Origin of the sequence: Paenibacillus sp. FSL H3-0469, from assembly GCF_038051945.1 — a bacterium.
Taxonomy (GTDB): domain Bacteria; phylum Bacillota; class Bacilli; order Paenibacillales; family Paenibacillaceae; genus Paenibacillus_AQ.
Window position 1 is genome coordinate 1,223,522 of the sequence record NZ_CP150302.1, and the last position, 25,809, is coordinate 1,249,330.

Here is a 25,809-nt window from a genome sequence, read left to right on the forward strand (position 1 = left end):
GTCAAAAAAACAGCTGCGGCACACTTCCGTAGAAGTTCTGCCGCAGCTATTCACAATAATCGTATACCTAGTTACACCGCCGTAAACTGGCTGTTGTATAAGCGGGCGTAGTAGCCTCCGCTCTCCAGCAGCTCATCATGCGTTCCGCTCTCCACGATATCTCCATCCTTCATGAACAGGATGAGGTCCGCCTCGCGGATCGTGGACAGCCGGTGCGCAATGACGAAGCTGGTCCGGCCGGTGATCATTGCCAGGAAGGCCTTCTGTATCCGCGCCTCCGTCAGCGTATCAATGCTGCTGGTCGCCTCATCCAGAATGAGCATCGGCGGATCAACCAGCATGACGCGGGCAATGGTGAGCAGCTGCTTTTGTCCCTGGGAGAGATTATCTCCCGAGGTGCTGATCTTGGTGTCATAGCCTTCAGGCAGGCGCTTGATGAAGCTATGTGCATTCGCGGCCTTGGCGGCTGCAATCACCTCCGCTTCGGAGGCCTCCGGCTTGCCGTAAGCAATATTGTCGCGAATGGAAGCCCCGTACAGCCAGGTCTCCTGCAGCACCATACCGAAATTGCGACGCAGACTGTCACGGGTGATGGAAGTAATATCTACGCCGTCAATCCGGATCGTTCCGCTATCCACCTCATAGAAGCGCATCAGCAGGTTAACCAGCGTGGTCTTGCCCGCCCCGGTCTGGCCGACGATCGCCACGCGTGTGCCCGGCTTCACCTCCAGACTGAAGTTCTTGATCAGCGGAAGCTCCGGTGTATAGGCGAAGCTTACCTTGTCGAAGGTAATGGTTCCCCGGCTGTTCTCCATCACATAGGCATCCGGCTGGTCCGGGGCCTCCTGCGGGAGATCCAGAATGGTGAAGATCCGCTGCGCCGAAGCTGTGGCGGACTGCAGTTGTGTAATAACGCCAGTAATCTCATTGAACGGCTTCGCGAACAGACTGGAGTAGATCAGGAAGCTGGACAGATCCCCTACGGAGAACAGGTCTCCGATAACAAGCACACTCCCGATCATCGCAATCAGCGAGAAGGTGATATTATTGACCAGCCGCGTGGTCGGGTTCGAGAGCGAGCCATAGAACTGCGATTTCGTCCCTGTCTTGTACAGCTCATTATTCCGCTCCGCAAAACCTGCAAAGGAACGGTCCTCGTAATGATAAGCCTGCACCACCTTCTGCCCGCCGACGATTTCCTCGACATAGCCGTTCAGCCCCCCGAGAATCTTGGCCTGCTCACGGAACAGCTGCTGGGAGCGCATCGTAATGAAGCGGGCAACGAAGAAGGTTGCCGGAGCAGACAGCAGCACCACCAGCGTCATTATAGGGCTGATATAGAGCATCAGGCCTATGGCTCCGGCAATGGTTACGATCCCCGTCAAGAGCGTGGAGAAGCCTTGGAGCAGTCCGTCAGACACAGCATCCATGTCGTTCACGAACCGGCTGATGCTGTCGCCCTGGGGATGGTTATCATGGAACTTCAGGGGCAGGGCGTCCAGCTTGTCAAACAGCTCGCGGCGCAGGTCATAGACCGTGCGGAACGCCAGCTTATTCGTATAATAAGTGAGCAGCCAGCCGAAGAAGCTGCCGACCAGATACACACTGCCCAGGATCAGCAGCAGGCGCAGAATCTCCGGGAACTCCACCCGGTCCGGCCCGATCATATGGTCAATGGCGCGGCCAATCAGGAGCGGCCCGATCAGGCTGGCAATCACGCTCAGGATCGCGCAGAAGATAGCGCCATACGTTATTTTCCGGTACTCACGGGTATATTGAAACAGACGTTTCCAGGTCATTGTACTGGTCATTGTAATGCCTCCTCGCTTGAGAGCTGTGACATGCAGATTTCCTGATAGACTGCGCAGCTCTCCAGCAGTTCCTCATGCGTGCCGATTCCGGCAATACGGCCTTCCTCGAAGACGATAATCTGATCGGCCTGCCTTACTGTGCTCACCCGCTGGGATACAAGCAGCACGGTCATATCGGTACTGTTCTTGCTTAGTGCACGGCGCAGTGCCGCATCCGTAGCGAAGTCCAGCGCACTGGAGGAATCATCCAGGATAAGGATCGGCGGATGTCCTACGACAGCCCGGGCAATGGTCAACCGCTGCTTTTGTCCGCCGGACAGGTTATGCCCGCCGCGTGCGACCAGCGTATCCAGCCCTTCCGGCAGCCGGGTGATGAACTCCTCAGCCTGGGCAACCGCCGCTGCGGCCATGATCTCATCCCGGGTAGCAGACGCCTTGCCCCAGCGGATATTCTCAGCAATCGTCCCGGTGAACAGCACCGCCTTCTGCGGCACGATGCCGATTCTGCTGCGCAGCTGCTCCAGCCGGTAGTCCCGTACATTTACACCCTCGACTCTAACTTCCCCTTCCACAGCGTCATAGAAGCGCGGAATCAGATTTACGAAGGTGCTCTTACCTGAACCGGTACTGCCAATTAGCCCAACCGTTTGCCCTTTAAGGATATCTACAGAGATATTCTCCAGGGCCAGTTCACCGGTCGTGTTATAGCCGAAAGACACATTGCGGAAGGAAATCACCGGCGCTGCACCGTCCGGCTTCGCAGCAGGTGCAAGAGCAGGCACTTCAGCAACGGAAGCTGTCATAGCCAGCACCTCATTGATCCGGTTCGCAGACGACGAGGCTTTGGTGAACAGAATGACCAGATTGGAGACTACGATCAGGGCCAGCAGGATCTGGGTTACATAGTTAATGAATGCAATAATCTCACCCTGCGACAGACTCCCGGCTTCAATATGAAAGCCGCCTACCCAAAGTATAGCAATTATTGCCGCGTTCACTACCAGTGTCGTCATCGGTCCCAGCCAAGCGGAGATCCGCCCGACACGGATGGCCGTCTGCGTCAGATCCTCCGAGGCATCATTGAAGCGCTGCTTCTCGCGGCGGCTCTCGGCGAAGGCCCGGATCACCCGGATGCCGGAGAGATTCTCGCTGAGCACCAGCGCCAGACGGTCCAGCTTCGCCTGATATTTGCGGTACATTGGCGAGCTGCGTGTAATGATGAAGTACAGAATGATTCCGAATACAGGAGTAGCGGCAATCAAGATCAGCGACAGGCGGAAATCCAGAATCATCGCCATAATAATCGCCCCGATACAGATGAACGGCGCACGGATGACCAGCCGGATCAGCATGGCTACCGCCACCTGCAGCTGGTTGACATCGTTGGTGATCCGGTTGATCAGGGAAGGCGTGCCGATAATATCCAGCTCGGCATACGACAGCGAAGAGATATGCTTGAACATTTTGTTGCGCAGCGAGGTCCCAAAGCCCTGTGAGGCCCGCGCCGCATAATATTGGCATACCAGGGAGCAGCCGAAGCCCAGGATGGCCATTACCACCATCAGGGAGCCCATCTTGTAGACATAGCTGCTATCCTGCTTGGCAATTCCGTTGTTGATGATCAGGGCTACAATGGTCGGCAGCAGCAGCTCCAGAATCGCCTCCAGCAGCTTGAATACCGGCCCGATCGTCACTTCTTTTTTGTACGGTTTTAAGAAAACTGCAATTTTGTGCACATTGATCCTCACCTAACTTAGCGTAGTATGTAGTTCCTATTGAAAATAACAAAAGACCCGTTATGATTATGTCATACCTGTTTACATATTGATAATATTGGTTTCGTATCAATCCCATATGGATAGCATATGTCATAAACCTTAAGAACGGAGGCTGCACCATGGATATCCGCCAATTGAAATATTTCCTGGCGATTGCCGAGGAAGGACAAATTACATCCGCAGCCAGGAAGCTGAGGATGGCCCAGCCGCCGCTCAGCCAGCAGCTGAAGCTGCTGGAGGAGGAGCTGGGGGTCAAGCTGGTGGAGCGCGGACCGCGCAGCATACAGCTCACAGATGCCGGAATCATTCTGCGTAACCGGGCTCAGCAGATTCTGGAGTTAACGGACTCCACCGCCCGGGAGATCAGCGATTATGCCAAAGGGCTGAAGGGCAGCCTTACCATTGGGACGGTCTCTTCTTCAGGCGCCACCCTGCTTCATGAGCCGCTCACAGCGTTCCATAAGAGCTATTCGGGCGTGTCCTTTGAAATCCATGAAGGCAATACATTCATGATTATCGACCTGCTGAACAGGGGCATTGTTGAGGTGGGCATTGTCCGTACCCCGTTCAGCACCAGCAACCTGGAGTGTCTGTATTTCCATTCGGAGCCGATGATTGCAGTAATGACCACCGGTTATGACTGGGCCCCCAGCCAGAGTGCTGCCCAGCTTGGCGAGCTGCAGGACAAACCGCTGATTATCTACCGCCGCTTCGAGCAGCTCATCCGCGAGACCTGTCTGGAGCACGGCTTTGAGCCACAGATCTTCTGTATGAACGATGATGCCCGGACCACGCTGCTGTGGGCCAATGCGGGACTCGGGATCGGGATCGTACCCAAGTCGGCGTTCGAGCTGGCTAATCACAGCAACCTGATCTACAAAGAAATCCTGTGCGAGACCCTGCGCACCCGCGTGGCCGCCGTATGGATGAAGGATAAGTATTTGTCGTCCGTGGCGACCAAGTTCATCGAGACCTTCAAGTCCATTTGAACCGGCCGCGCACCACTTCCAGGCTCCGCATTCAGGAGGATGTCCAATCCCGGCGGCATTCATCCGCAGGCTGCCCGGACGCCATATTCCCTGATCAACGTAAATACCCCGCTACCAGTCAACACCAGTAGCGGGGTTTGTTATTCACTCAGGTCTGTGCCCGGCGACAGCGCCGGTGTTAGACCATGATTTTACAAATATCGTTCGTGAACTGCACCGGATCATTAACCTGCAGGCCTTCGATCAGGAGCGCCTGGTTGTACAAGAGGTTGGTGTACAGGCCCAGCTTCTCCTTATCGCCCTCGGCCGCCGCCTTCAGTGATTTGAAGACATCATGGTGAATGTTGATTTCCAGCACCTTGTCTGCTTGTACATCCTGGCCGCCGTTAGGCATGGCCTTGAGGATTTTCTCCATCTCAATCGTCAGCTCGCCTTCGGTGGACAGGCAGACCGGATGGGATTTCAGCCGCTTGGAGGCTTTGACCGCCTTCACTTTGCCGGACAGAATGCCCTGCATAGCTTCGAACAATCCCTTGTTCTCATTCTCTTCCTCTTCAGATGGCTTATCCTCGGCACTCTCTTCAATGCCCAAGTCACCGCTGGAGACATTTCTGAACTCCTTCTCCTTATAAGCCATGATCATCTTGATCGCGAATTCATCGATATCATCGGTGAAGTAGAGAATCTCGTAGCCTTTGTCCAGCACCATTTCGGTCTGCGGCAGCTTCTCAATGCGTTCTACCGATTCACCGGAAGCGTAGTAGATATACTTTTGGTCTTCCGGCATTCTCTCTACATATTCAGCCAGTGTCACCAGCTTCTTCTCTTTGGAAGAGTGGAACATGAGGAGATCCTGCAGCGTTTCTTTCTCCATACCGTAGTCGTTATAGACCCCGAACTTCAGCTGCCGGCCAAAAGACTTATAGAACGTCTCATACTGCTCGCGCTCATCCTTCAGCAGGCTCAGGAGCTGGCTCTTGATCTTGCTCTTGATATTCTTGGCGATCATTGTCAGCTGGCGGTCATGCTGCAGCATCTCACGGGAAATATTGAGCGACAGGTCCTCGGAATCGACCATCCCCTTGACGAAGCTGAAGTAATCCGGCAGCAGATCGGCACATTTGTTCATAATCAGCACGCCGTTGGAGTAGAGCTCCAGACCTTTTTCATATTCCTTGGTGTAGTAGTCGAACGGAGTATTCTCCGGGATGAACAGAATTGCGTTGTAGACCACTGCGCCGTCGGCACTGATGTGAATATGCTTCAGCGGCTTGTCGAACCCATAGCGCTTCTCTGCATAGAAATTGTTGTAATCTTCATCAGTCAGCTCTTTCTTGTTCTTGCGCCAGATTGGCACCATGCTGTTGACCGTCTGCTCTTCAATCGTATCGATGAATTCATTCTCAGCGCCCTCTTTGGGCTGTCTGCCGGTAATATCCATCTTGATCGGGAAGCGGATGAAGTCCGAATACTTCTTGATGATCGATTTCAGACGGAATTCTTCGAGGAATTCATCGTAGTTATCGTCTTCCGTATTCTCTTTGATCTTCAGCGTAATTTCGGTACCGACCGTATCCTTCTCACAAGGCTCAATGGTGTAGCCGTCCGCACCCTGGGATTCCCATTTGAACGCCTGCTCGCTGCCCAGCGCCTTACTGATTACGGTCACATCGTCAGCCACCATGAATGCGGAATAGAAGCCGACCCCGAATTGTCCGATGATGTTGTGGCCGTCCTTGGCTTCATTATCCTTCTTAAAAGCAAACGAGCCGCTGTTCGCGATAATCCCCAGGTTATTCTCCAGCTCTTCCTGTGTCATCCCGATGCCGGTATCGGCAATGGTTAACGTGCGGCTTGCTTTGTCAGCGGTTACTTTAATGTAGTAGTCCTCTTTATTGAACACCAGACTGTCATCGGCCAGTGCCTTGTAATAGATTTTATCGATGGCATCACTTGCATTTGAGATCAGTTCCCGCAGAAAAATCTCGCGCTGCGTATAAATGGAGTTAATCATCATTTCCAGCAGTCTTTTGGATTCAGCTTTAAACTCTTTTTTAGCCATGAATAAATAAATCTCCTTTCAAAAGTAACCTTCGGATTGCGGAGCATCGTTTAGCACTCCACTCACTTGAGTGCTAACACTCCCTTTTATATAACATATTCTAGTTTTTGATGTCAATATCTTGCTGCCTAAGAAGTCCACAAAAAAAGAAATGAATTCTATTTTAGTCCATGTTAGCATTCGGATTGTACTTCATTTGACCACTTAACCACAGAAAGGATAATGATTCATGATGAACATTCAGCTCGAAAGCATTCCGGCAACACGTATAGCTTATGTACGGCAGACAGGTCCCTACGGGCCCGCAAACGCTCAGGCGATGGAACAATTGAAGCAGTGGGCGCGGGAACAAGGCTTGCTTCAAGGCTCGGCGGTGCTGTTCGGCATTCCGCAGGACAACCCTGCAGCTACACAGCCGGAGCATTGCCGATATGATGCCTGCATCAGCCTGCCTGAGAATCCTCCCGCCGAGACCTCAGTACCTTACGGTGAGCTTCCCGGCGGAGCCTACGCAGTAATGAGCATCCAGCATACGGCTGAAGCCGTCCAGCAGGCATGGGCCGAGATTCTCCCGGCGATGTCACGCAGCGGCCGTAAGCTTGATCCCGGGCGTCCGGTGATGGAGAGATACACGGAGGACATGGTCAGCAGGCATCTTTGTGAGCTTTGTTTTCCTGTGCTTGAGTAAGAGCGGATTTGAAAAGCGGATGTGCCGAAATCCATGAATGGAGCAGGATCAACGTAGGCGCTTGGGTGGACACTCCGCAAACGGAACGTTGTTACAATCGCTGTGGTCTCCAGATTTTTTGATTCCCCTAAGCGGTGAAAATCCGGAGACCAAGGCGACCGCTAACGCTTTTATACAATCGTTCCGTCCGCTCCTCTGTTCAAGCGGGTAGCGGACAAAATCATCCTAACAGGCAAAGGATGCTGGTGTCTCATCGCCTTCTGGTGATATACTTCCAGCCCGTTTGCCTTTTACACACACCTTGTAGTCGATTTTCACATACGTCCTGAAATGTTTCTTCCTTTCCTGGAGGTGCTCCATCTATCTATCGCCAGTTCTGAACTTTTATCTCACCGACCACTTGTATGAAGCAGAATTGTTGCACATTTTGCAGGACTCCACTAAAAAAAGTTACTGGTTGTGGTACATTGTTGCATCATTTGCAGGAATTCCGGTGCTGGAAGCAAGTTAGCGCTGGCTTTGTTGCATTTCAGAGACAATTTCATAATTCAAAACCCTTGCTATATCTGGTTTTTTTGAGCATAGAAAAAGGAGTACCTCCCCAAATTCTCGAAGTTATAGGCGACGAAACCAACACCCGAGAAGAAAAGAGGTAATCCCTATCTATTCTATTCGACAAGAAGAACTGTTTTCCTTTGAGGAATTGCTCCAGATGGCTCCGGAAGATAAATACAGCCAAATCTTTGAACACTTACATTTAGCTCCAGTTCTATTCGCACTGGGGAAAAAGAGCCATCGCGGACGGCCTGAAAAATTAAACGTACCTGCCATGATCTACTCGCTGCTGATTGCTAAAATGGAGAACATCGAGTTTGTCTCTGCCTTGGTCCGGCGATTGAATCATAGCAACGAATTTCGAGTCCAGTGCCGGTTTACGGGCTCGGACAACATTCCCAGCCAGGCCTCCTATTCTCGTTTGATTCATGCGCTGGAGCAAACGGGAATGCTGGAACAACTGCAGGATCGCCTAGTCACATCTGCCCTAGAAGAAGGGTTTGTGAGCGGCACCCATCTTGCTGTGGATTCCTCCATGGTCGAGGCGTGGGATTGCCAATTTAGCGAATCGGCCTCCAAGCGTCGTGCGGCTCGCCGGGAGCAAAAGAAAGGTGAAGCTCCGGTGGCTGAACAACTTCAGCTCGAACATTCCGAGCCTGAGCCGAAGACGGTGAACAAGCCGCTGAAGAAACCCAGGTATAGCAAGCCTGGTCGTCCGTCCCCGGCGGAAAAGGAACGTCGGCGCGAGGAAATGGAAGCTTATGAACAAAGTCTCGGACCGTTCCAGAAAACCATTGAAGCGATGTTGCCCTACACGTACGATGAACTGCTGACCGCGTTGCCCCGGCATGCTGCGCGTTGTGACAAGAAAAATACGAAGGGCCGAATGACCAGCTATTACGGGTTCAAGGCGAATCTGCTGGTCGACACGGACAGCCAGTATATCCTAAGCGGCCTCTGGAGTTCAGCCCATCCGAATGACCAGCGTATGGCGGTCGTCCTTCTCAAAGGCCTGCTCCTGAAGTTTCCCATGCTAAAGGTCAAGCATATCTTGGGCGACAAGGGCTACGACTGCGCGGCAATCTACCAGTTGATTCATTCGCTCGGCGCCTATCCTGCGATTTCTCTGATTCACCACAAAGACCCGCCTGCGGGAATGAATCTGGATTACACGCCGGTGTGCGCTCAAGGGCATGCGTACCGTTACGACAGTTTTGAGGCCAAATATGAGACCCTGAAGTACACCCGGCCTAGTGAATGCCAAGGCTGTGCGCTGTCCGGTACCTCTTGCCAAAAAGTGTTTAAAATTCGCATCCAAACGGATTTGCGTTTGCATACCTATCCCGCCAGAGGCAGCGAAAGTTTTACCACGCTATACAACAAGCGGACGGCCGTGGAGCGTGTATTTGCCTATCTCAAAGAGTATTTCGGGTTGAAACGCACACGCCACCGCGGTGTCCGGGCAAGTGTCGATTTCCAGCTCAGTACGCTCGCGTACAATTTGAGCAAGTTTGCGTTAGACAAGTTGAACCAACAGTTGAAAGACTCCCAGCAAGTAGCCTGATTTTTTAAAAATTGATTTTAGATTTTGGCCAAATCTTGCTATTTAGCAAACTGAATTATGAAATTGACTCTTTCATGCAAGATTTCAGCATCAGTCGCTTCTACCGGGCCAGTATTGCTGCATTTCTTGCATGATTTCTCTACAATGTTACGGACTGCGGATGCATCTGCTCTTCTTTCTAAAACAAAAAAAGAGGCCATCTCTATAAGTGAAATTCCACTTATGAGACAGCCTCTTTTCATCCGTCATTTCATAGGCCTTCCAAATCCAACTCTTCCCCCGGCGCCATAGAATGCAGCGTGCAGCCGGTCAGCTGACCGCCTTGGATCAAGGCTTCACGGAGCTTGTCGGTCTCCGGCTTCGCGGCATGAACCAGTACGGCGTGCCGGACGGGGAGGGACTTCAGCATATGCTGCACATCTTCCCGGCCCTGATGCACCTTGTAACGCAGCTTAAGCACCTCGCATACTCCATGCTGTCCCGGTTCATGCAGCAGCTTGTATCCAAAGGTACCAGCCGCTACATGGCCGGTAATCAGCACGGAATAGGTTGAATGGGATGCCCACCTCGCATAGTACCAGCGGGACAAGGATGATTGCATCATGCCATCCGGTACGAACCATAGGGAAGGGCCGGAGCGTGACAGCAGCTCCTCCCGCTCCGCCTCGCTCTGCGGCAACGTCCAGCGGCGGGCGGTAAGAAAGCCCGCCATGTTGTCCTGTGCGGAATACTCTCCCGTTCTCTCAGTCCTCCTAAGCCAGAACGGCGATGCAGCAAGCCGCCTCATCCCCTCTATCAGCTTCGCTTCCACAACCATTGGCAGATCCGCAAAAAGCTCAGCGGCCCACAGCAGCATCTCCTGGCCGCGTCCGCCTGCCGGAACCGGGAGCAATACCTTGCCTCCCCTTGCCGCAGTCCTGCGGATGGCCTGCTCCAGCTGCCTTAGCTTATCAGACTGGCTCTCCTCGTCCATTCCGTAGGCCGCATCAGCAACCGCCAGATCAAGACGCTGGCCGCAGGACCATGTTCTCAGCCTCTGCTCAAGGTCCGGGATACCCCCAGCAGCTTGTATTGCTTCAGCCGGTGAATCAGCCGCAAGCAACAGGGATTCCGCCGTATAATCACCGGAATAGAAGATCGACCGCCCTTCCGCAGCGATCAGGAACCATACAGATCCCGCCAGATGACCGCTGCGCCCCCACATGACCTGAACTCCGGGAATTAGTCCGAACCAGGACAGGCAGCTGCCCTCCTCCTCCAGATACCGGTAACGGATCGCTTGTTCATCTGCTTCAGTGTATGGCAGTTCATGGCCCTCACGGCTCATACTCGAACGCCAAGAGCGGAAATAGGCATCCAGCTGCGCCCGCGTTTCCCGCGTTGTCCATACCTCACCCTTGTAACCCTGCGCATACAACAGCGGCAGTGCTACCGAATGATCCTCATGGGCATGAGAGAGCAGTACCGCATCCAGCAGGGCCGCCTGTCCGGGTTCAATGAGGGGATATTGTCCGGCACCGCCTTTTTTGACGCCGCAATCCAGCAGCAGACGGTAGCCGCCGCCACTCAGGAGATAAGCGGAACGCCCGTGTTCACCCGCCCCGCCCCATATGGTCAGCTTCGTCATGATCCATTCCACTTTCTTCTGGAATTCAGCAGTTCAATACCGAGCAGCAGCAGCACCGTCAAACCGACCGATACCACCGCCATTGCCATGCCAAGCGATACCTGCCCCTGCTCGAACTGGGCAAAAATATACGTAGCCGAGGTCTGCATCGAAGGCGGCAGAATCAGCAGCGAGCCGACCAGCTCCCGTACAGATATGGTGAAGGTCATCATCCAGCCTGCCAGCATGCCGGGCATAATGAGCGGAAGCAGAATCCGCCGCAGGATATAGAACGGGCCTGCTCCGCTGACCTGGGCCGCTTGAAACAGCAACCCGTTAATTTGCGAGAAGCTGGCCTTCACATACTGTACCGTATAAGGAAGAAACAGCACCACATAGGTAAGCACTACCATCCCGTAGGTGTTGTAGAGCGTGAAGGGCATCCATGGCGCATTCCAGAGCAGAATCAGCCCTACCACCATTACAATGCCCGGAACCGTATTAGGCAAAAGACTCAGCAGATCAATGATCCGCTGCAGCCGGGTAGAAGACCTGCCGATGGCCAGAGCAAGGCCGGCTCCAAGTATGACAGCCACCGATGCTGCGGCAAGCGACAGCCCCAGACTGTTCCCAATTGCCTTCAGACTCACCGATCCCCAGGAGAGCAGCTCCCTGTAATGATCGAGCGTCAGGTTGTCCAGCGACAACCCGGCACCGCGCAGCTTCATCAGCGAGGCGGCGATAATCGAGAAGTAAGGGATGCCTATGGATAATAGCAGTAGTGAAGCCAGATATAAGCCTGCGAGCCAGCCTGCGCCGCCGCGCAACGAATACGTCTTGGAGCGCTGTCCCTTGCCGCCCACCAGACGGTAAGTGAACCGGCGGCTGACTGCCGACTGCATATACCAGATGACCAGACAGACCGACAGCAGCACGGATGCGAGCGACGTAGCCTTGCCGAAGTCAATCGGCCAGCTGGAAATGTATTTATGAATTTCCGAGGTCATGACATAATAGCCGATCTTGCGGCCGAAGGTAGCCGGTGTTCCGAACTCCGCAATCGTCTTAACGAAGACGAGCATTACCCCCATACCATAAGCCGATAACAGCAGCGGCATGATGATCCGCCTGAAGCGGTAGCCTGCCTTTGCGCCGTGCACCGCTCCCGCCTCCTCCAGATTGCCGCCTATGCGGATAAGCGCATCCCGAAGCAGCAGGTACAGGAACGGGAACAGATGCATGCTCATGATGAAGACCATCCCCCAGAAGCTGAAGAAAGAATCACTTAACACACCCGCGCCAGGAAGCCACTGCTGAAGATAGCCGCCTTTTTGCATGAACAGAATCCAGCCCATGGAGCCGATATACGGCGGGGTCATGAACGGAATCAGCAGAATCACATCAATCCAGCGGTGCAGCCCCATACGGGTCTTAGCCATCATCCAGGCCAGCGGCATCGCAAGCAGCGTCGTTCCGGCCACTACGCATATTCCAAGCCATACCGAATTCAGCAGCACCCCGGACAGACTCTGTCCGGTGATCGTACGGAGCGGGGCCATCCAGTCCAGCCGCTGATTTGGGGTAATACTTTGCCAGAAGATGAGCAGAAGCGGAATGCCGATGCTGACCGCCAGCAAAAAGAAGGAGAGCAGTAAGCCCGCTCTCCGAAGTATCCGGTTACTGTCCATGGAGACTGGACTCATTGCTTTTCACCTCAACCTTAAGCCTTTATTTGTAGAGTTCTGCGAATTTCGAAGCCGCCATATTCCCGTGCTCACTCATCCAGGCCCAGTCTGCCTTAAGCTGCGGGATGTCCTTCAGATTGGTCCGGTTCGAAGCTTCAATATCCCCGCGGCCCGGGATGAGATACGCATCCGCTACCAGCTGCTGGGCTTCGTCGGACAACAGATAATCAATGAACGCTTTGGCGTTGTCTACGTTCGGGCTTGATTTAAGAATCGCCGCCGGTCTCGGACTAACCACTGTGCCTTCCTCAGGATAGACAATATCCAGCGGCTCTCCCTTAGCTTTGGCCTTGTAGGCCATATAATCTACACCTGCTGCGACAATACTCTTAGCTCCTGTAATCACCGGATCAAGCGCCTCCTGGTTCGCCCCAGCCATAGCAACACCGTTTGCCTTATAATTCTTGAACAGATCCCAGCCCTGCTCGCCGTTCACGCTGAGATAGCCTGTAATGAAATCCAGCGCAGAGCCTGACAGCGTCGGATCAGGAATGTTGACGGCATCCTTCCACTCCGCACCGGCCAGCTCTGCCCAGGTCTTGGGCGGATTCGCTACCAGCTTCGTATTATAGACAATTCCCAGCGCAGAGGCGCTTGAACTGAAATAATTGCCTTCGGCATCCGACCAGTCCGGATTCAGCTTCTCTTTGTTGGCTGCTTCCGGGTAGGGCAGCGTCAGACCGTCCGCCTTAAGAGCTTGTGCGGAGGGCAGAGAAGCCAGAATCACCACATCGGCCACCGGATTTGCTTTCTCCGCCTCCATCCGGGCCAGAATCTTGCCGGTTGTTCCCTGGAACATCTCCACCGTGAGTCCTGTCTTGGCCTTGAAGCCATTGACAATATCGTCTGCCAAGCCCTGCGGGCCGGCGGAATACAGTACCAGCTTGCCGCTTAACGCAGCAGCTGTAGCTTCAGGAGTGGACGCAGCTGCATCCGTTGCCTCTGGGGTACTCGTGCTGGCCCCGCCGGCACTGGTGCTGTTGCCCGTACCGCAGCCCGCCAGACTCACACTCATCACAGCAGATAACAGCAGCGTTGCCCCTTGTTTACGCGGATTGTTCCATTTCATGATTATGTTTCGCTCCTTTTAGGTTGTTCTTCATTTGAATTAGAATTCATTCGGCATATCCGCCGTGGTGAGACATAGAGCTGAACCCTTTCTTCTACAGGAATCCGGTTGTTCAGATAGACTGTCCATATTCCGGCCCCCTCCACCTCCGCACGGATCTCATAACGCTCTCCGACATAACTGACACTCCGTACAATAGCGGGATAACACAGATCCTCTGCCGCCGTGCGGCTCCATCCGATATGTTCAGGCCGCACCATCTCCTGCTCCGGCGTAAGCCAGTTCGACTTGCCGATGAACGAAGCAACGAACGGCTCTGACGGTGCCTCGTATACCGCTTCGGGAGTTCCTGTCTGCAATATCCGCCCGCTTTTCATAACCACAATCTCGTCGGACATCGACATCGCTTCGATCTGATCGTGGGTCACGTAGAGTGCAGTTAGACCCATGTCCCGGACCAGCGACATCATTTCCACTCTCATCTCTTCCCGGAGTACGGCATCCAGCGCGCTTAACGGCTCATCGAAGAGCACTACACCCGGACGGACAACTACTGCTCTGGCAAAAGCAACCCGCTGCTGCTGGCCGCCCGACAGCTGATGCGGATAGCGGTTCTCCATCCCCTGCAGCCGGACCATCTCCAGTGTCTCCAGTACCTTGCTCCGCTGCTGTGTACGCTGCCCTGAGGCCTTCAGCCCGAAGGCCACATTCTCGTACACCGTCATATGCGGCCAGAGTGCAAAATCCTGAAACACCATCCCGAAATTCCGCTTATGTACCGGAACATCGATCCGCTGCGCAGCAGAGAAATAACATTTCCCGTCAGCGTTTAATTCTCCGCCATCCGGGCGCTCAAGGCCCGCTAACATCCGCAGCAGCGTGGTTTTTCCGCAGCCGGAGGGCCCCAGTAAGGTGGTGAACTTACCGTGTTTCAGTTCAAGCTGGGCAGGCAGCAGCGCCGCTTGTCCGCCAAAGCTTTTATGAATCCCCTTGATCTGAATATTCATTTCGATCCCTGCCTGTCTTCTTGAGCTGTCCTCAGTCTAACGTCTGTATTCGCAGGTTGTTTATTTTTCATGTAAACATGTAATTAACTTTTTATATGAATTCTGTTAACGTTCATAGATAAAATCTATGGTGGGGGATCTCCCACTAACGCTTAGAAGAGGTAAAACCATGAATCTGATGAAACTGCAAATCATTGAACTAATCGACCAGCTGCACCATATGACCAGCGTAGCCGAGGTACTCGGGATCAAGCAGCCGACCGTAACCTTTCATATGAAGTCGCTTGAAGAAGAGCTTGGGGTCCGGCTGTTCGAATCCCGCAGCGGCAAAACCTTTCTCACCGAGGCCGGAGCAGCCCTCCTTCATTATTCCGTGAAAATTAATGCGCTTGCCCGTGAGGCCCGCCGGGTAGCCGGCGAATTCGACACCCTCTACCGGGGAACGCTGCTGATTGGGGCTAGTTATGTACCTGCAACCTATTTGCTGCCGCCTATATTACATGCGTTCTCCCAGGAGTTCCCCGGCATCCGTATGGCTCTGTCCGTAAAGCCCGCCCCTGTGATCCGGGAGATGCTGATCCGCCACGAAATTGACTTAGGCGTCATCTCCTCAGAGCCTTTCACGGAGCCAGCCCTGCAGGCTGAGCCGCTGATTACAGATTGTCTCGTCCTGATCTGCTCTCCCGGGCATCCGCTTGCCTGCAAGACTCAGCTTGGCATGGAGGAGATCAGTAAGACTCCCTTTGCTCTGCATGGAAGCGAGTCCACCACACGCAGCCTGACCGAACGCTGGTTCGAGCAGCAAGGGCTGCGGCTGCGTAATACAATTGAGGTGGATTCGCTGGAGGCTATCAAGCAGCTCGTGCGGCTCGGCGGGCACATCTCTGTGATGTCACGGATGGCGGTGCAATGGGAGGTAGAACAAGGACTGATCCTGGTGCTGCCTATTGAAGGGGGAATGGCACCGCGGTATATCTATGCCGTGCATAACAAGGACCGGCATCCTTCGGTACAAATGGAGAGCTTCCGGAATAGTGTAATGGCCACCAAAAACTGTTAGCTGCCATTGAGTAAGTCTATGCAGGATTAACGCAATTCCCCTTTCGCTTTGACCGCTCCCATATACTCAGCATATAAAGTGGGTCATGTACCCAAACCCGATCATAGGAGTGATGATGCTTGAGAAAATGGAAAAAGCTTACCCTGTCCTTCATGCTGAGTATAGTGACGGCAGGCGGTGGATTGGCCGGACAGGGCATCCTGCTGCCGGAGCGTGTCTCAGCTGCAGCTAACGCAGTTCCAGCCTATGAAGTAAAGTTTCTGGCGGACCCTGATCTTGTACTGGATAGCAGCGGATCGCCGCGCAGCGAGGTCGTGGATGCGCTGGACCTGGATTCTACTCCACAGGCTATTCGTGTTGAGTATTTCGATACGAATATGCTGGAGCTGAACAGCAAGGGGTGGGATGTGCGGCTGCGCAAAAAAGAAAACAAATCTGATTATGAATTGACCTACAAGAAACGTTATCCTGTCGTGAACGGAAATATCCAGGCAGCGCTCACCCTGGCGAATCAGGAGGGCTTCGATGCCTCCGATGACAACTATGAAGCAGAAGTGGATTGGGGGTATGGCAAGCAGACCCTCAGCTTCTCAAATACCAAGAAGGTCAGCACCAAAGTTGCCGGAGCCGTACTTCCCGCTGAGGATGACGCCCTGGAGCTGCTGCTAGACAAGCTGCCCGGTAAATTGAAGAACTGGTCTGCATCGAACTGGGGGAAGCAGAAGCTGGCAGCCTCCCGGGCGCATGGCCCTTTGACCTTCGAGCGTTATACAGGCACCTGGAATAATCAGGAGATCACCCTTGAGGTATGGCCTGTGCGTGACGAGGCGGGAACCGGCATCCAGAACATCGTAGAGATTTCGTTCAAAACAGCCGATAGCACCAGCGTAGCCGGATTACGTGCCGGGCTGATGAGCCTGCTGAACGCCGAGGGATGGCTTATTCCTGCTGATGGTCTCAAGACCCAGCTGATTCTGGAACGGTATTAACGTAATCGTCAATCAATATTTGCTTATAACACAAACAAGAGCACTACCGCACCCTAAATGAGGGTGATACGGCAGTGCTCTTCTAGATGGTATGAATTTGTTACGAGGCGACCCCCGCTGCTCCTTGCATCACCTTCACAGCACAGCAGTCTTCGCCTTAGCATCCTCAAGCAGCATCTGAATCAGCGACTGGAGCGGCAGGGACTTCCACTTCTTCGGATGCAGCAGAAGCTGCAGATCGAAATGAATCTCCGGGTGGGCAAAAGACAGCTCGGACAGGTTGCCCCGCTCGATCTCCTCCTCCGCCACAATCCGCGGCAGCAGCGCTATGCCCAGGCCATTGCGCACACACCGCTTGATCGCTTCCAGATTCGACAACTCAAAACCAATCCGAAACACGATCCCGTGATCCCGGAGCAGGTTCTCGAACAGGCTGCGGTAAATGCAGCTCTCCTCGGAGACAATCAGCTCGCAGTTGTTCAGATCCTGAAGCGTCACCTGCTCCAGCCGGGCCAGCGGATGGCTGGCCGGTGCCACCAGGACAAGCGGCTCCTCGCGGATGATCGTCCGCGAAAGCGCGCTATCCACCGTGCTGCGGTCCAGCAGAAGACCGATATCGACCTCGCCGTCCCTGATCTTGGAGATCAGGTTGGCCTCCTGCTCCGTCTGCAAATGAATATTCAGACCAGGGAACATCGTACGCAGCTGCTGCAGGAACGGCGGCAGATAGAAGGCCGCAAGGGAATCAATCGTTCCGATCGTAAGCGTTCCGCCGATTTGCTGGGCGATCGTTTCCTTAGAGCGGTCATAGAGCTCCAGAATCTCCACGAACAGCTTAAGCAGCTCTTCCCCAGGCGGCGTCAAGCGCAAGGCGCGGCCGTGACGTTCGATAAGCGGCACGCCGTATTCCTTCTCAATCTTCTGTATCTGCATCGTGACACTGGACTGTGCATAGCCCAGCTCTTCAGCCGCACGTGTGAAGCTCTGCCGCTTGGCCACTTCGCGGAAGGTCCGCATATATGTTAAATCCATCATCTCACCCTAACATCAATATTATTGATAGCCCACATCATTTATTATAGCTAACAACGATGCAATAATCCATGGTACAGTAGAACAAACGGATTTTACATTTTTGGAGGACGATATTCATGTTAACAGAAGAACAGATTTATGGAATTTATGTTCCCGTGGTCACCCCGTTCCATGCTGCCGGCGAGCTTGATCTGGAATCGTATCAGCATTATGTGAACAACATCATCAAGAACAATATTCATGGTCTGGTCGTCAATGGAACCACTGGAGAATCGCCGACAGTCAATATACAGGAATTACAAACACTCGTGGATACCTCACGGGAACTTTTGAAGACCAGCTCCATTCCGCTCGTGGTGGGCACAGGCACGAATGATACCTACTCTACCGTGGCCCGTACTGAGCTGGCGGCGAACGCAGGTGCAGATGCCGCACTGGTGGTTGTCCCTTATTACAGCCGTCCGTCTCAGGAAGGCATCATCGCCCATTTCCGCAAGGCGGCTGAGGTGGGTCTGCCCATTATGGCTTACGATATCCCGGGCCGTACTGGAGTCGGCATGACGCTGGACACCGCCCGTACGATCCTGGAGATGAATAATGTCGTAGGGTTAAAAGACTGCTCCGGCTCCCCCTTGCTCGTCTCCGAGCTGTCGAGGAGCGGCGGCAAGCCTGTGCTCTGCGGCGACGATCTGCATTTCTTCGACATGCTGGGCTACGGAGCCGCCGGAGGCATGCTGGCCTCAGCCAATGTACATACCGGCCGCTTCCTCAGTATCTACGAGCAGTACAGAGCCGGTCAGGTTGAGGCTGCACAGGCTGCGTATGATCAGCTGGTACCGCTGATGAAGCTGCTGTTCAAGGAATCCAACCCGGCCCCGATCAAGTGGCTGCTCAGTGAACTCGGAGAGCTCGCCTCGGATACGCTCCGCCTGCCAATGACCTCCATCAGCGCCGCGCTGCGCGAAGAGCTGGGCGCCTACCTTGCAAGGGAAGCTGTCAGTGGCAGACAAGAAGCCATTTAACTGATAAGAGACTAATGTAACAGACAAACACCCGCCATCTTCAGTGAGAACTGAGAATGGCGGGTGTTTGTTGTTAGCTAATTACGAGCGGCCCGCTTTAGCCGCCGGACGGCTGGACGGACGTCCGCTCTGATTGCCCCCAGGTCTGCTGCCCGGCTGGTTTGAACGGCCATATGAGCTGCCAGATGATTTCTGGCTCTGGCTGCCGCCTGGACGCCCGCTGGCATTAGCCTGGCTCCCCGAAGCGCTTCTAGCTCCACTGCCTGCAGGACCGCTTCCAGATGCGCCTTTAGCGCCACCTGTGTTGCCGCCGCTCTGCTGTTTACCTTGCGCGAACCATTCCGACTTCGGCTTGCGGGGCGGGTTCGTCTTGGCTTTCTGGGACGGTTTGACCGGTGCTTTGCCGGGACGGTCTGCCAGCAATGCCAGATTGCTCTTAGACATCGGGTACGCATGGTCCTTGATCTCTGGAATCGTCTTGCCGATCAGCTTCTGGATATCCTTCAGATACGGAATTTCCTCCGCTTCGCACAGCGAGATGGCGATGCCGCTCATCCCCGCACGGCCGGTCCGGCCAATCCGGTGAACATAGGTTTCCGGGATATTCGGCAGATTGAAGTTGATGACATGGGACAGCTCATCAATATCAATTCCGCGCGCAGCAATGTCTGTAGCTACCAGCACGCGGGTCGCTCCGCTCTTGAAGTTTCTCAGCGCATTCTGGCGCTCATTCTGTGATTTGTTGCCGTGAATGGCCTGTGCTGTAATATTAATGCGGGTTAAATCCCGGGTTACCCGGTCCGCGCCGCGTTTGGTGCGTGTGAATACCAGCGCCGATACAATCGACGGGTCCTGCAGCAGACGGTTCAGCTGATTCTGCTTATTGCCGTTCTCCAGCAGATAGATTGACTGCTCAATTCTGTCTACCGTAGAGGATACCGGAGTAATCTCGATTTTCACCGGGTTGACAAGCAGTGTCTTCACCAGCTGGGAAATCTCCGTAGGCATAGTCGCCGAGAAGAACAAGGTCTGCTTCTTGAGCGGCATCTTGGCGATAATCCGCTTCACATCATGAATGAAGCCCATGTCCAGCATGCGGTCCGCTTCATCCAGCACCAGAATCTGCACATGCTGCAGATCCACACGCTTTTGGCTGATCAGGTCGATTAGACGGCCCGGTGTAGCAATCAAAATATCGGCACCGATGGCCAGCGCCCGCTCCTGCGCCTTCTGTGATACTCCTCCGACAATGGCTGTCGAACGGATCGTTGTGAACTTGCTGTAGGCCTGGATGTTCTCCTGAATTTGCAGCGCCAGCTCACGGGTAGGCGTAAGAATCAGGGAACGGATGCGCTTGCCTCCGCCGGTTCTGCCCGGCTGCTGGCTCAGCAGCTGAATAATCGGCAACGAGAAAGCCGCCGTTTTACCGGTACCGGTCTGTGCACAGCCCAGGATGTCTCTGCCGGCCAATGCCGCAGGAATAGACTCTTCCTGAATAGGGGTTGGGGATGTATAGTTTTCCAGGCTAAGCGCCTTAAGAATCGGGGGGATCAGGTTCAAATCGTTAAATGTCATTTTATCTCCTTCATTGTGCATACATATATTGGTGAATCCTTAATTCCAGTGCTGTATATTCCTTTTGCGGCGTCTCCACATAGCGCTCAGCAAAGTCATAACACATAATGATAACACAGAAAAGCAAATATGAAAACTTTCATTTCTTTCTTTTCAAAAAATTTTACAACAAAAAAGCAGAGGATAGGTCCCCTGCTCTTGTCTTCATTATAATAAAATACTAATCTAGGATTTCAGCGGTATCGCCATTATTGGCACCGGCAGCATTAGCTTCATCGGTATCGATATGCATGTCCAGCTTGAAGCTGTCGGATACGCGTGCAATCACGTTCTCCAGCACCAGGCCGCGTTCGCCGCCCAGACGTACCTTCAGGAGCTGCTTATCGGCAATGCCCCAAGCTTCTGCTTCGGAAGTATGGAAGTGGATGTGGCGCGCTGCTACAATAACGCCAGTCTCCAGCTCAACTTCACCGGCAGGGCCTTTAATCGTAATGCCTGGTGTTCCTTCAATATTGCCGGATTCACGGACAGGTGCCTTCACGCCGAGGCTGAAGGAGTCTGTGCGGGATACTTCCAGCTGCGAAGCCGGACGGGCAGGTCCGAGGATTCTTACTTTGTCGAACTTCCCTTTCGAACCAATGACAGCCACTTGCTCATTCGCTGCGAATTGTCCGGGTTGGGACAGGGGTTTGAACTCGGTCAATTGGTAACCTGGGCCGAATAATGCTTCTACGTGCTCCTGCGTAAGGTGAATATGCCGGGCCGACACACCTACGGGTACAGTCTTGCTCATTTTTAAGTCACTCCTTGTATTTTCTCTAGTATCTGTACAAGCCATTGAACATTATACATCTAATTACCCACAAATAAAAAGACCCGCATCACAATGCGAGGCTTTTTTCCGGGCATATTACGATTCTGTGAATGCTTCATCCTGGTTTTTCCAATTCATAGTCACTTCCCGGCGAGACCAGAGCCTCTACCTGCGGAAGAAGGCAGTTGTTCCCTCAAGAACCCCAACGCATTTCCATACAGCCAACCCCGCACATCCGCCTCAGGATAATATTTCAGCAGCATTTCGGCGAACTCCGCGTATTGTCCCGGATGCTCCAGCCCTTCTACCCACACTTCAATCCCGTCAAAATCCGAGCCGAACATCAGCTGTCCGCTCCCCCCAAGACCACAGACATGCTCAATATGCCTCCGCATATCCTCCCGCCGGGCCGCTCCTTCATCCCGTACGAACCAGGGGACAAAGGTAAGCCCGATTCGCCCGTCCTTGGCGATCAGTGCCTTCAGCTGATCATCACTCAGGTTGCGGGGATGACTGCATACCGCTGCGCAATTCGAATGCGAAGCGATGAACGGACGGGTACTGTGCTCCACCAGCTCCCAGAAGCCTGCCGGGGCCAAATGCGACACATCCAGCAGCATTCCGCTCCCGTTGCACCAGTCGATCAGCTTCCGGCCATGCTCAGTGAAACCGCCGTTCCGCCGCTCCAGCACACCGTCCGCCGCCCAGTTGGCATAGTTCCAGGTAATCCCTAGACAACGCACACCCAGCTCGAAGCATAACTGGGCATAGAACAGATTGCCCTCCAGACCGTCCACGCCCTCCAGAGAGAGCATTCCATAGGCTGGTGCGGTTAAGCTGCCTTCCTCCACTTCTTCCTTCCATCGCAGCCACTGAAGCCCTCCAGGACCAGCAACCTTTTGGTGAAAGCACTCGATTTGCCCCAGAATATCCTCGAATTTGGCCCTTCCGCGCACCGCAGACAAGTAGATGGCAAAAACCTGCAGTCCGACATTCCCCTCTGCCAGCCGCTCTGCGGTCACATCCAGCCGGGGATCATTCCTGAAGTCTATCCCTGGATTCGCCTGCAGCTTACTCAGAGCATCACAATGAAAATCCGCTACCTTCAGCTTCCTGTTTCCCACCATAGGTCAGCTCCCCTTCTTCCTTCACCTGCTGAATATCCGAATGAACCGTTGATGGCTCAGCGTCTACTTCATGTATATGCGCCTAACTGAATCAGCAGTCAGCACAGCAAAAAGCCTGTTTACAGTGTAAACAGGCTTAATCTAAATGATTCACTTGAGTTATCTAGGTTCTACAATAAGTTTGATTGCCGTCCGGTCTTCCCCATCAATCACTATATCCGTAAAAGCCGGAATACAGATCAAGTCCACTCCGCTAGGTGCGACAAATCCCCGGGCGATGGCAACGGCCTTAACGGCCTGGTTCAGTGCTCCTGCTCCAATAGCTTGTAGCTCGGCCGATCCACGTTCGCGAAGAACACCTGCTAATGCGCCAGCAACGGAATTTGGATTGGATTTAGCTGATACTTTTAATACATCCATAGTAAGTACCTCCCCTGGGAAAATGATGGTGTTCTTCTTCCACTACAGTAGATGTTATTCGCTTCAGAAGAATTAATTCCTTCTTTTTGCGGACCTCTCCGGAGAAAATAGTTCAAAAGATACTCTTTTTCGATATAATAAATATCACACTTTACCCAAAACAAAATGAGTCTTACCGAATTACCTATTTGCACGAAAACCCTTCTAGCTCATCACCCATTCATCCTCACGCAGCCGGATCTTCTCCAGTCGTGTCGCTTTGCCTGTAGCTTCATCAAGTTCTGCGAATAGACCATGCAGCTGCCATTTGCCTTCGTCGACTACAAACCGGGAGGGAAGCTGAGTTGTAAATTTATAGATGATCGCATCCTTTTCCATACCCAGAATCCCTTCTCTTGAACCAACCATACCCGCATCTGTAAGATATGCTGTACCTCCAGGCAGGATCACATCATCATTGCTCTGCACATGAGTGTGTGTGCCGACCACAATCGATGCCAGTCCATCCATAAAATAGCCCATCGCTATTTTCTCGGAGGTTGCTTCCGCATGGAAATCCACCAGAATACACTTATGCTCTCTGCGCAGTTCCTCGACAATCTCCTCGCCTACCCGGAACGGATCATCGATCGCCGGAAGAAAAGTACGGCCTTGCAGATTCACAATCGCCAGCTGCTTGCCGTTCCCTTTAACAACGGTATATCCCCGGCCCGGCGTCCCCGGCGGAAAGTTAGCCGGACGGATGATCCGCGGCTCGTCGTCGATGAACTCGAAGATATCCTTGTTGTCCCAGGTGTGATTACCCATCGTAATACCGTGGATACCCCAGTTAAAGAATTCGTTAGCGATAGCAGCGGTGATCCCTCTGCCGGCAGCAGCATTCTCACCATTGGCAATGATGATATGCGGCTGATATTTACTTTTCAGGGAAGGCAGCATTTCACGCAGCGCTTTTCTGCCTGTATTGCCTACAATGTCTCCGATAAATAAAACTTTAATAATCTTCTCCTCCTAAATTTTAGGTTTGTATATGCTCTGCCAACCATAAATCGCTGCTTAAGTATAATTTCACCTATTCTGCTTCATTCCAAACTCACGGCGCACTGCAAGAAAAAAGGCCCCGCAAGGGGGCCGATTTCCTTATTTATTTCGCATATTCAACAGCGCGTGTCTCGCGGATTACCGTAACCTTGATATGACCCGGATAATCCAGCTCACTCTCAATCATCTTCGTAATGTCGCGGGCCAGACGGAAGCTTTCGGCATCATCAATCTTCTCAGGCTGTACCATTACGCGAACCTCGCGGCCCGCCTGAATGGCATAGGATTTCTCGACACCCTCGAAGGATTCCGAGATCTCCTCCAGCTTCTCCAGACGTTTGATGTACGTTTCCAGGGTCTCACGGCGTGCACCCGGACGGGCAGCCGACAAAGCATCAGCAGCTCCAACCAGCATAGCAATAACCGAGGTAGCCTCGCAATCTCCATGATGGGACGCGATACTGTTGATAACCACCGGATGTTCCTTGTACTTCTTCGCCAGTTCGACGCCGATTTCAACATGCGAACCTTCCACTTCATGATCAAGCGCTTTGCCGATATCATGCAGCAGTCCGGCACGTTTTGCAAGCACGATGTCTTCCCCAAGCTCACCGGCCATAAGTCCAGTCAAATAAGCAACCTCCATGGAGTGCTTCAGTACGTTTTGACCGTAGCTCGTGCGGAATTTCAGGCGGCCCAGAATTTTGATCAGATCCGGGTGCAGACCGTGAACGCCAACCTCGAAGGTAGCTTGTTCACCGTATTCGCGAATCCGTTCATCCACTTCTTTGCGGGATTTCTCCACCATTTCTTCAATACGTGCAGGATGGATACGTCCGTCTGCCACCAGCTTCTCAAGTGCCGTACGGGCCACTTCGCGGCGGATCGGATCAAATCCTGACAGAATAACCGCTTCCGGCGTATCATCAATAATAAGATCAATCCCGGTCAAAGTCTCCAGCGCACGGATGTTACGGCCTTCACGACCGATAATCCGGCCCTTCATCTCTTCATTCGGCAAGGTAACGACAGATACCGTAGTTTCTGCCACATGATCAGCCGCACAGCGTTGAATCGCCAAGGTAATAATCTCACGGGCTTTCTTGTCCGCTTCTTCCTTGGCCTGCTGTTCGATTTCCTTGATCATCTGAGCAGTTTCATGGCGAACTTCCTGTTCTACATTGCTGAGGATGATACTTCTGGCATCATCGATGCTCAGATTGGAGATACGCTCCAGTTCAGTAACCTGATTCTTGTAAATAACATCAATTTGCTGTTGGGTTTCATCAATTCGTTTCTCTTTGTTAGCTACTTGTTCTTCTTTTCGTTCAAGCGATTCCATTTTTTTATCCAGCGATTCTTCCTTTTGCAGCAAACGTCGCTCTTGCCGTTGGATTTCATTCCGACGTTCACGAGTTTCTTTCTCAGCTTCGGTACGGATTCTATGAACTTCGTCCTTAGCTTCGAGTACCGTTTCCTTCTTCAGCGCCTCCGCCTCTTTCTTCGCGTTCTCCACGATGACTACGGCTTCTTTCTCTGCGCTGGAAATCTTAGCTTCTGCAAGGGATTTACGAATAAAATAACCGAATCCAAAGAATGCTGCAGCTACAACGAGAACGATAATGACCCAGATCAATGGTTCCATCTGTTCACCTCCTCGTTGATATCCTCCAAGGTTCTTCCCTTGGGTATTTGTGCAGTTGTTAAACTATCCGTTCATCACCATACAAAAAACCGGTAATACACCGATTGCCATACTGCACATGCTGCACATGCACATTGCCCGCCTTATCCGGCGATTACATTTCATATGAGTTGTACGCGAACCGGAACATAAGAGTCTGCTTTTTGG

General features: G+C 53.1%; 20 protein-coding genes. 6 read left to right on the forward strand and 14 right to left on the reverse strand.

Annotated elements, in window-relative coordinates; all coding sequences use genetic code 11:
* Positions 1-71: 71 nt before the first annotated feature.
* Complete coding sequence (locus NSS83_RS05275; protein WP_341347818.1) at positions 72-1,811, reverse strand: ABC transporter ATP-binding protein; 1,740 nt, start codon at positions 1,809-1,811, stop codon at positions 72-74.
* Entirely contained in the window at positions 1,808-3,547 is a 1,740-nt protein-coding gene (locus NSS83_RS05280; protein WP_341185425.1) for an ABC transporter ATP-binding protein, read from the reverse strand. The genes NSS83_RS05275 and NSS83_RS05280 overlap by 4 nt, the downstream gene beginning before the upstream one ends.
* Before the next feature lie 161 nt (positions 3,548-3,708).
* On the opposite strand from NSS83_RS05280, the gene NSS83_RS05285 reads away from it, so the two are divergent.
* Positions 3,709-4,578, forward strand: coding sequence for a LysR family transcriptional regulator (locus tag NSS83_RS05285; RefSeq protein WP_341347819.1), 870 nt, complete (start codon positions 3,709-3,711; stop codon positions 4,576-4,578).
* A 178-nt stretch (positions 4,579-4,756) separates the two neighbouring features.
* Here the strand turns inward: NSS83_RS05285 and htpG are convergent, their stop codons facing one another.
* Positions 4,757-6,640 (reverse strand): molecular chaperone HtpG, encoded by a 1,884-nt coding sequence (gene htpG / locus NSS83_RS05290; RefSeq protein WP_341185423.1) that lies wholly within the window; start codon positions 6,638-6,640, stop codon positions 4,757-4,759.
* A gap of 229 nt (positions 6,641-6,869) precedes the next feature.
* Here htpG and NSS83_RS05295 point away from each other — a divergent pair, with 229 nt between their 5' ends.
* Both NSS83_RS05295 and NSS83_RS05300 read left to right on the forward strand, forming a co-directional pair.
* The gene (locus NSS83_RS05295; RefSeq protein ID WP_341347820.1) at positions 6,870-7,328 is read left to right on the forward strand and encodes a GyrI-like domain-containing protein; all 459 of its coding nucleotides are present in this window, start codon (positions 6,870-6,872) and stop codon (positions 7,326-7,328) included.
* 712 nt (positions 7,329-8,040) lie between these two features.
* Positions 8,041-9,447: a transposase gene (locus tag NSS83_RS05300; RefSeq protein WP_341182742.1), complete on the forward strand. Its 1,407-nt coding sequence runs from the start codon at positions 8,041-8,043 to the stop codon at positions 9,445-9,447.
* A 250-nt stretch (positions 9,448-9,697) separates the two neighbouring features.
* Here NSS83_RS05300 and NSS83_RS05305 read toward each other — a convergent pair whose 3' ends face one another.
* Genes NSS83_RS05305 through NSS83_RS05320 form a run of 4 tightly spaced genes read right to left on the reverse strand, consistent with a single transcriptional unit; the run spans position 9,698 to position 14,874 of the window.
* Complete coding sequence (locus NSS83_RS05305; RefSeq protein WP_341185421.1) at positions 9,698-11,074, reverse strand: MBL fold metallo-hydrolase; 1,377 nt, start codon at positions 11,072-11,074, stop codon at positions 9,698-9,700.
* Positions 11,071-12,756, reverse strand: coding sequence for an iron ABC transporter permease (locus NSS83_RS05310; RefSeq protein WP_341185420.1), 1,686 nt, complete (start codon positions 12,754-12,756; stop codon positions 11,071-11,073). The genes NSS83_RS05305 and NSS83_RS05310 overlap by 4 nt, the downstream gene beginning before the upstream one ends.
* A gap of 25 nt (positions 12,757-12,781) precedes the next feature.
* Positions 12,782-13,867, reverse strand: a complete 1,086-nt coding sequence (locus NSS83_RS05315; RefSeq protein WP_341185419.1) for an ABC transporter substrate-binding protein — start codon at positions 13,865-13,867, stop codon at positions 12,782-12,784.
* A 2-nt stretch (positions 13,868-13,869) separates the two neighbouring features.
* Entirely contained in the window at positions 13,870-14,874 is a 1,005-nt protein-coding gene (locus tag NSS83_RS05320) for an ABC transporter ATP-binding protein (protein ID WP_341185418.1), read from the reverse strand.
* A gap of 169 nt (positions 14,875-15,043) precedes the next feature.
* Here NSS83_RS05320 and NSS83_RS05325 point away from each other — a divergent pair, with 169 nt between their 5' ends.
* Complete coding sequence (locus NSS83_RS05325) at positions 15,044-15,934, forward strand: LysR family transcriptional regulator (RefSeq protein ID WP_341185417.1); 891 nt, start codon at positions 15,044-15,046, stop codon at positions 15,932-15,934.
* 119 nt (positions 15,935-16,053) lie between these two features.
* Positions 16,054-16,923, forward strand: a complete 870-nt coding sequence (locus NSS83_RS05330) for a hypothetical protein (protein ID WP_341185416.1) — start codon at positions 16,054-16,056, stop codon at positions 16,921-16,923.
* 135 nt (positions 16,924-17,058) lie between these two features.
* Here NSS83_RS05330 and NSS83_RS05335 read toward each other — a convergent pair whose 3' ends face one another.
* Positions 17,059-17,955, reverse strand: coding sequence for a LysR family transcriptional regulator (locus tag NSS83_RS05335; RefSeq protein ID WP_341186784.1), 897 nt, complete (start codon positions 17,953-17,955; stop codon positions 17,059-17,061).
* A gap of 119 nt (positions 17,956-18,074) precedes the next feature.
* On the opposite strand from NSS83_RS05335, the gene dapA reads away from it, so the two are divergent.
* Positions 18,075-18,980 (forward strand): 4-hydroxy-tetrahydrodipicolinate synthase, encoded by a 906-nt coding sequence (gene dapA / locus NSS83_RS05340; protein WP_341347821.1) that lies wholly within the window; start codon positions 18,075-18,077, stop codon positions 18,978-18,980.
* 81 nt (positions 18,981-19,061) lie between these two features.
* Here dapA and NSS83_RS05345 read toward each other — a convergent pair whose 3' ends face one another.
* The 6 genes from NSS83_RS05345 to rny all read right to left on the reverse strand — a co-directional run bounded on the left by NSS83_RS05345 (position 19,062) and on the right by rny (position 25,602).
* Positions 19,062-20,555, reverse strand: a complete 1,494-nt coding sequence (locus NSS83_RS05345) for a DEAD/DEAH box helicase (RefSeq protein ID WP_341347822.1) — start codon at positions 20,553-20,555, stop codon at positions 19,062-19,064.
* Positions 20,556-20,775: 220 nt separating this feature from the next.
* Positions 20,776-21,348 carry a phosphate propanoyltransferase gene (locus NSS83_RS05350; protein WP_036692683.1) on the reverse strand — a complete coding sequence of 191 codons (573 nt, stop codon included), beginning with the start codon at positions 21,346-21,348 and terminating at the stop codon, positions 20,776-20,778.
* A 161-nt stretch (positions 21,349-21,509) separates the two neighbouring features.
* The gene (locus tag NSS83_RS05355) at positions 21,510-22,496 is read right to left on the reverse strand and encodes a membrane dipeptidase (protein WP_341347823.1); all 987 of its coding nucleotides are present in this window, start codon (positions 22,494-22,496) and stop codon (positions 21,510-21,512) included.
* A gap of 159 nt (positions 22,497-22,655) precedes the next feature.
* On the reverse strand, positions 22,656-22,916 hold the full coding sequence (locus NSS83_RS05360; protein ID WP_019910496.1) for a stage V sporulation protein S: 261 nt from the start codon (positions 22,914-22,916) through the stop codon (positions 22,656-22,658).
* Between the two features lie 204 nt (positions 22,917-23,120).
* On the reverse strand, positions 23,121-23,915 hold the full coding sequence (locus tag NSS83_RS05365; protein ID WP_341023368.1) for a TIGR00282 family metallophosphoesterase: 795 nt from the start codon (positions 23,913-23,915) through the stop codon (positions 23,121-23,123).
* A gap of 145 nt (positions 23,916-24,060) precedes the next feature.
* Positions 24,061-25,602, reverse strand: coding sequence for a ribonuclease Y (gene rny, locus NSS83_RS05370; RefSeq protein WP_036692679.1), 1,542 nt, complete (start codon positions 25,600-25,602; stop codon positions 24,061-24,063).
* Between the last annotated feature and the right edge of the window lie 207 nt (positions 25,603-25,809).

Coding starts and splice junctions, on each gene's coding strand:
- NSS83_RS05335 (WP_341186784.1), bottom strand. CDS start 17,955: ATGGATTTAACATATATGCGGACCTTCCGCGAAGTGGCCAAGCGGCAG.
- dapA (WP_341347821.1), top strand. CDS start 18,075: ATGTTAACAGAAGAACAGATTTATGGAATTTATGTTCCCGTGGTCACC.
- NSS83_RS05350 (WP_036692683.1), bottom strand. CDS start 21,348: ATGAGCAAGACTGTACCCGTAGGTGTGTCGGCCCGGCATATTCACCTT.
- htpG (WP_341185423.1), bottom strand. CDS start 6,640: ATGGCTAAAAAAGAGTTTAAAGCTGAATCCAAAAGACTGCTGGAAATG.
- NSS83_RS05315 (WP_341185419.1), bottom strand. CDS start 13,867: ATGAAATGGAACAATCCGCGTAAACAAGGGGCAACGCTGCTGTTATCT.
- NSS83_RS05325 (WP_341185417.1), top strand. CDS start 15,044: ATGAATCTGATGAAACTGCAAATCATTGAACTAATCGACCAGCTGCAC.
- NSS83_RS05345 (WP_341347822.1), bottom strand. CDS start 20,555: ATGACATTTAACGATTTGAACCTGATCCCCCCGATTCTTAAGGCGCTT.
- NSS83_RS05320 (WP_341185418.1), bottom strand. CDS start 14,874: ATGAATATTCAGATCAAGGGGATTCATAAAAGCTTTGGCGGACAAGCG.
- NSS83_RS05360 (WP_019910496.1), bottom strand. CDS start 22,916: ATGGATGTATTAAAAGTATCAGCTAAATCCAATCCAAATTCCGTTGCT.
- NSS83_RS05275 (WP_341347818.1), bottom strand. CDS start 1,811: ATGACCAGTACAATGACCTGGAAACGTCTGTTTCAATATACCCGTGAG.
- NSS83_RS05305 (WP_341185421.1), bottom strand. CDS start 11,074: ATGACGAAGCTGACCATATGGGGCGGGGCGGGTGAACACGGGCGTTCC.
- NSS83_RS05295 (WP_341347820.1), top strand. CDS start 6,870: ATGATGAACATTCAGCTCGAAAGCATTCCGGCAACACGTATAGCTTAT.
- NSS83_RS05300 (WP_341182742.1), top strand. CDS start 8,041: ATGGCTCCGGAAGATAAATACAGCCAAATCTTTGAACACTTACATTTA.
- NSS83_RS05310 (WP_341185420.1), bottom strand. CDS start 12,756: ATGAGTCCAGTCTCCATGGACAGTAACCGGATACTTCGGAGAGCGGGC.
- rny (WP_036692679.1), bottom strand. CDS start 25,602: ATGGAACCATTGATCTGGGTCATTATCGTTCTCGTTGTAGCTGCAGCA.
- NSS83_RS05285 (WP_341347819.1), top strand. CDS start 3,709: ATGGATATCCGCCAATTGAAATATTTCCTGGCGATTGCCGAGGAAGGA.
- NSS83_RS05355 (WP_341347823.1), bottom strand. CDS start 22,496: ATGGTGGGAAACAGGAAGCTGAAGGTAGCGGATTTTCATTGTGATGCT.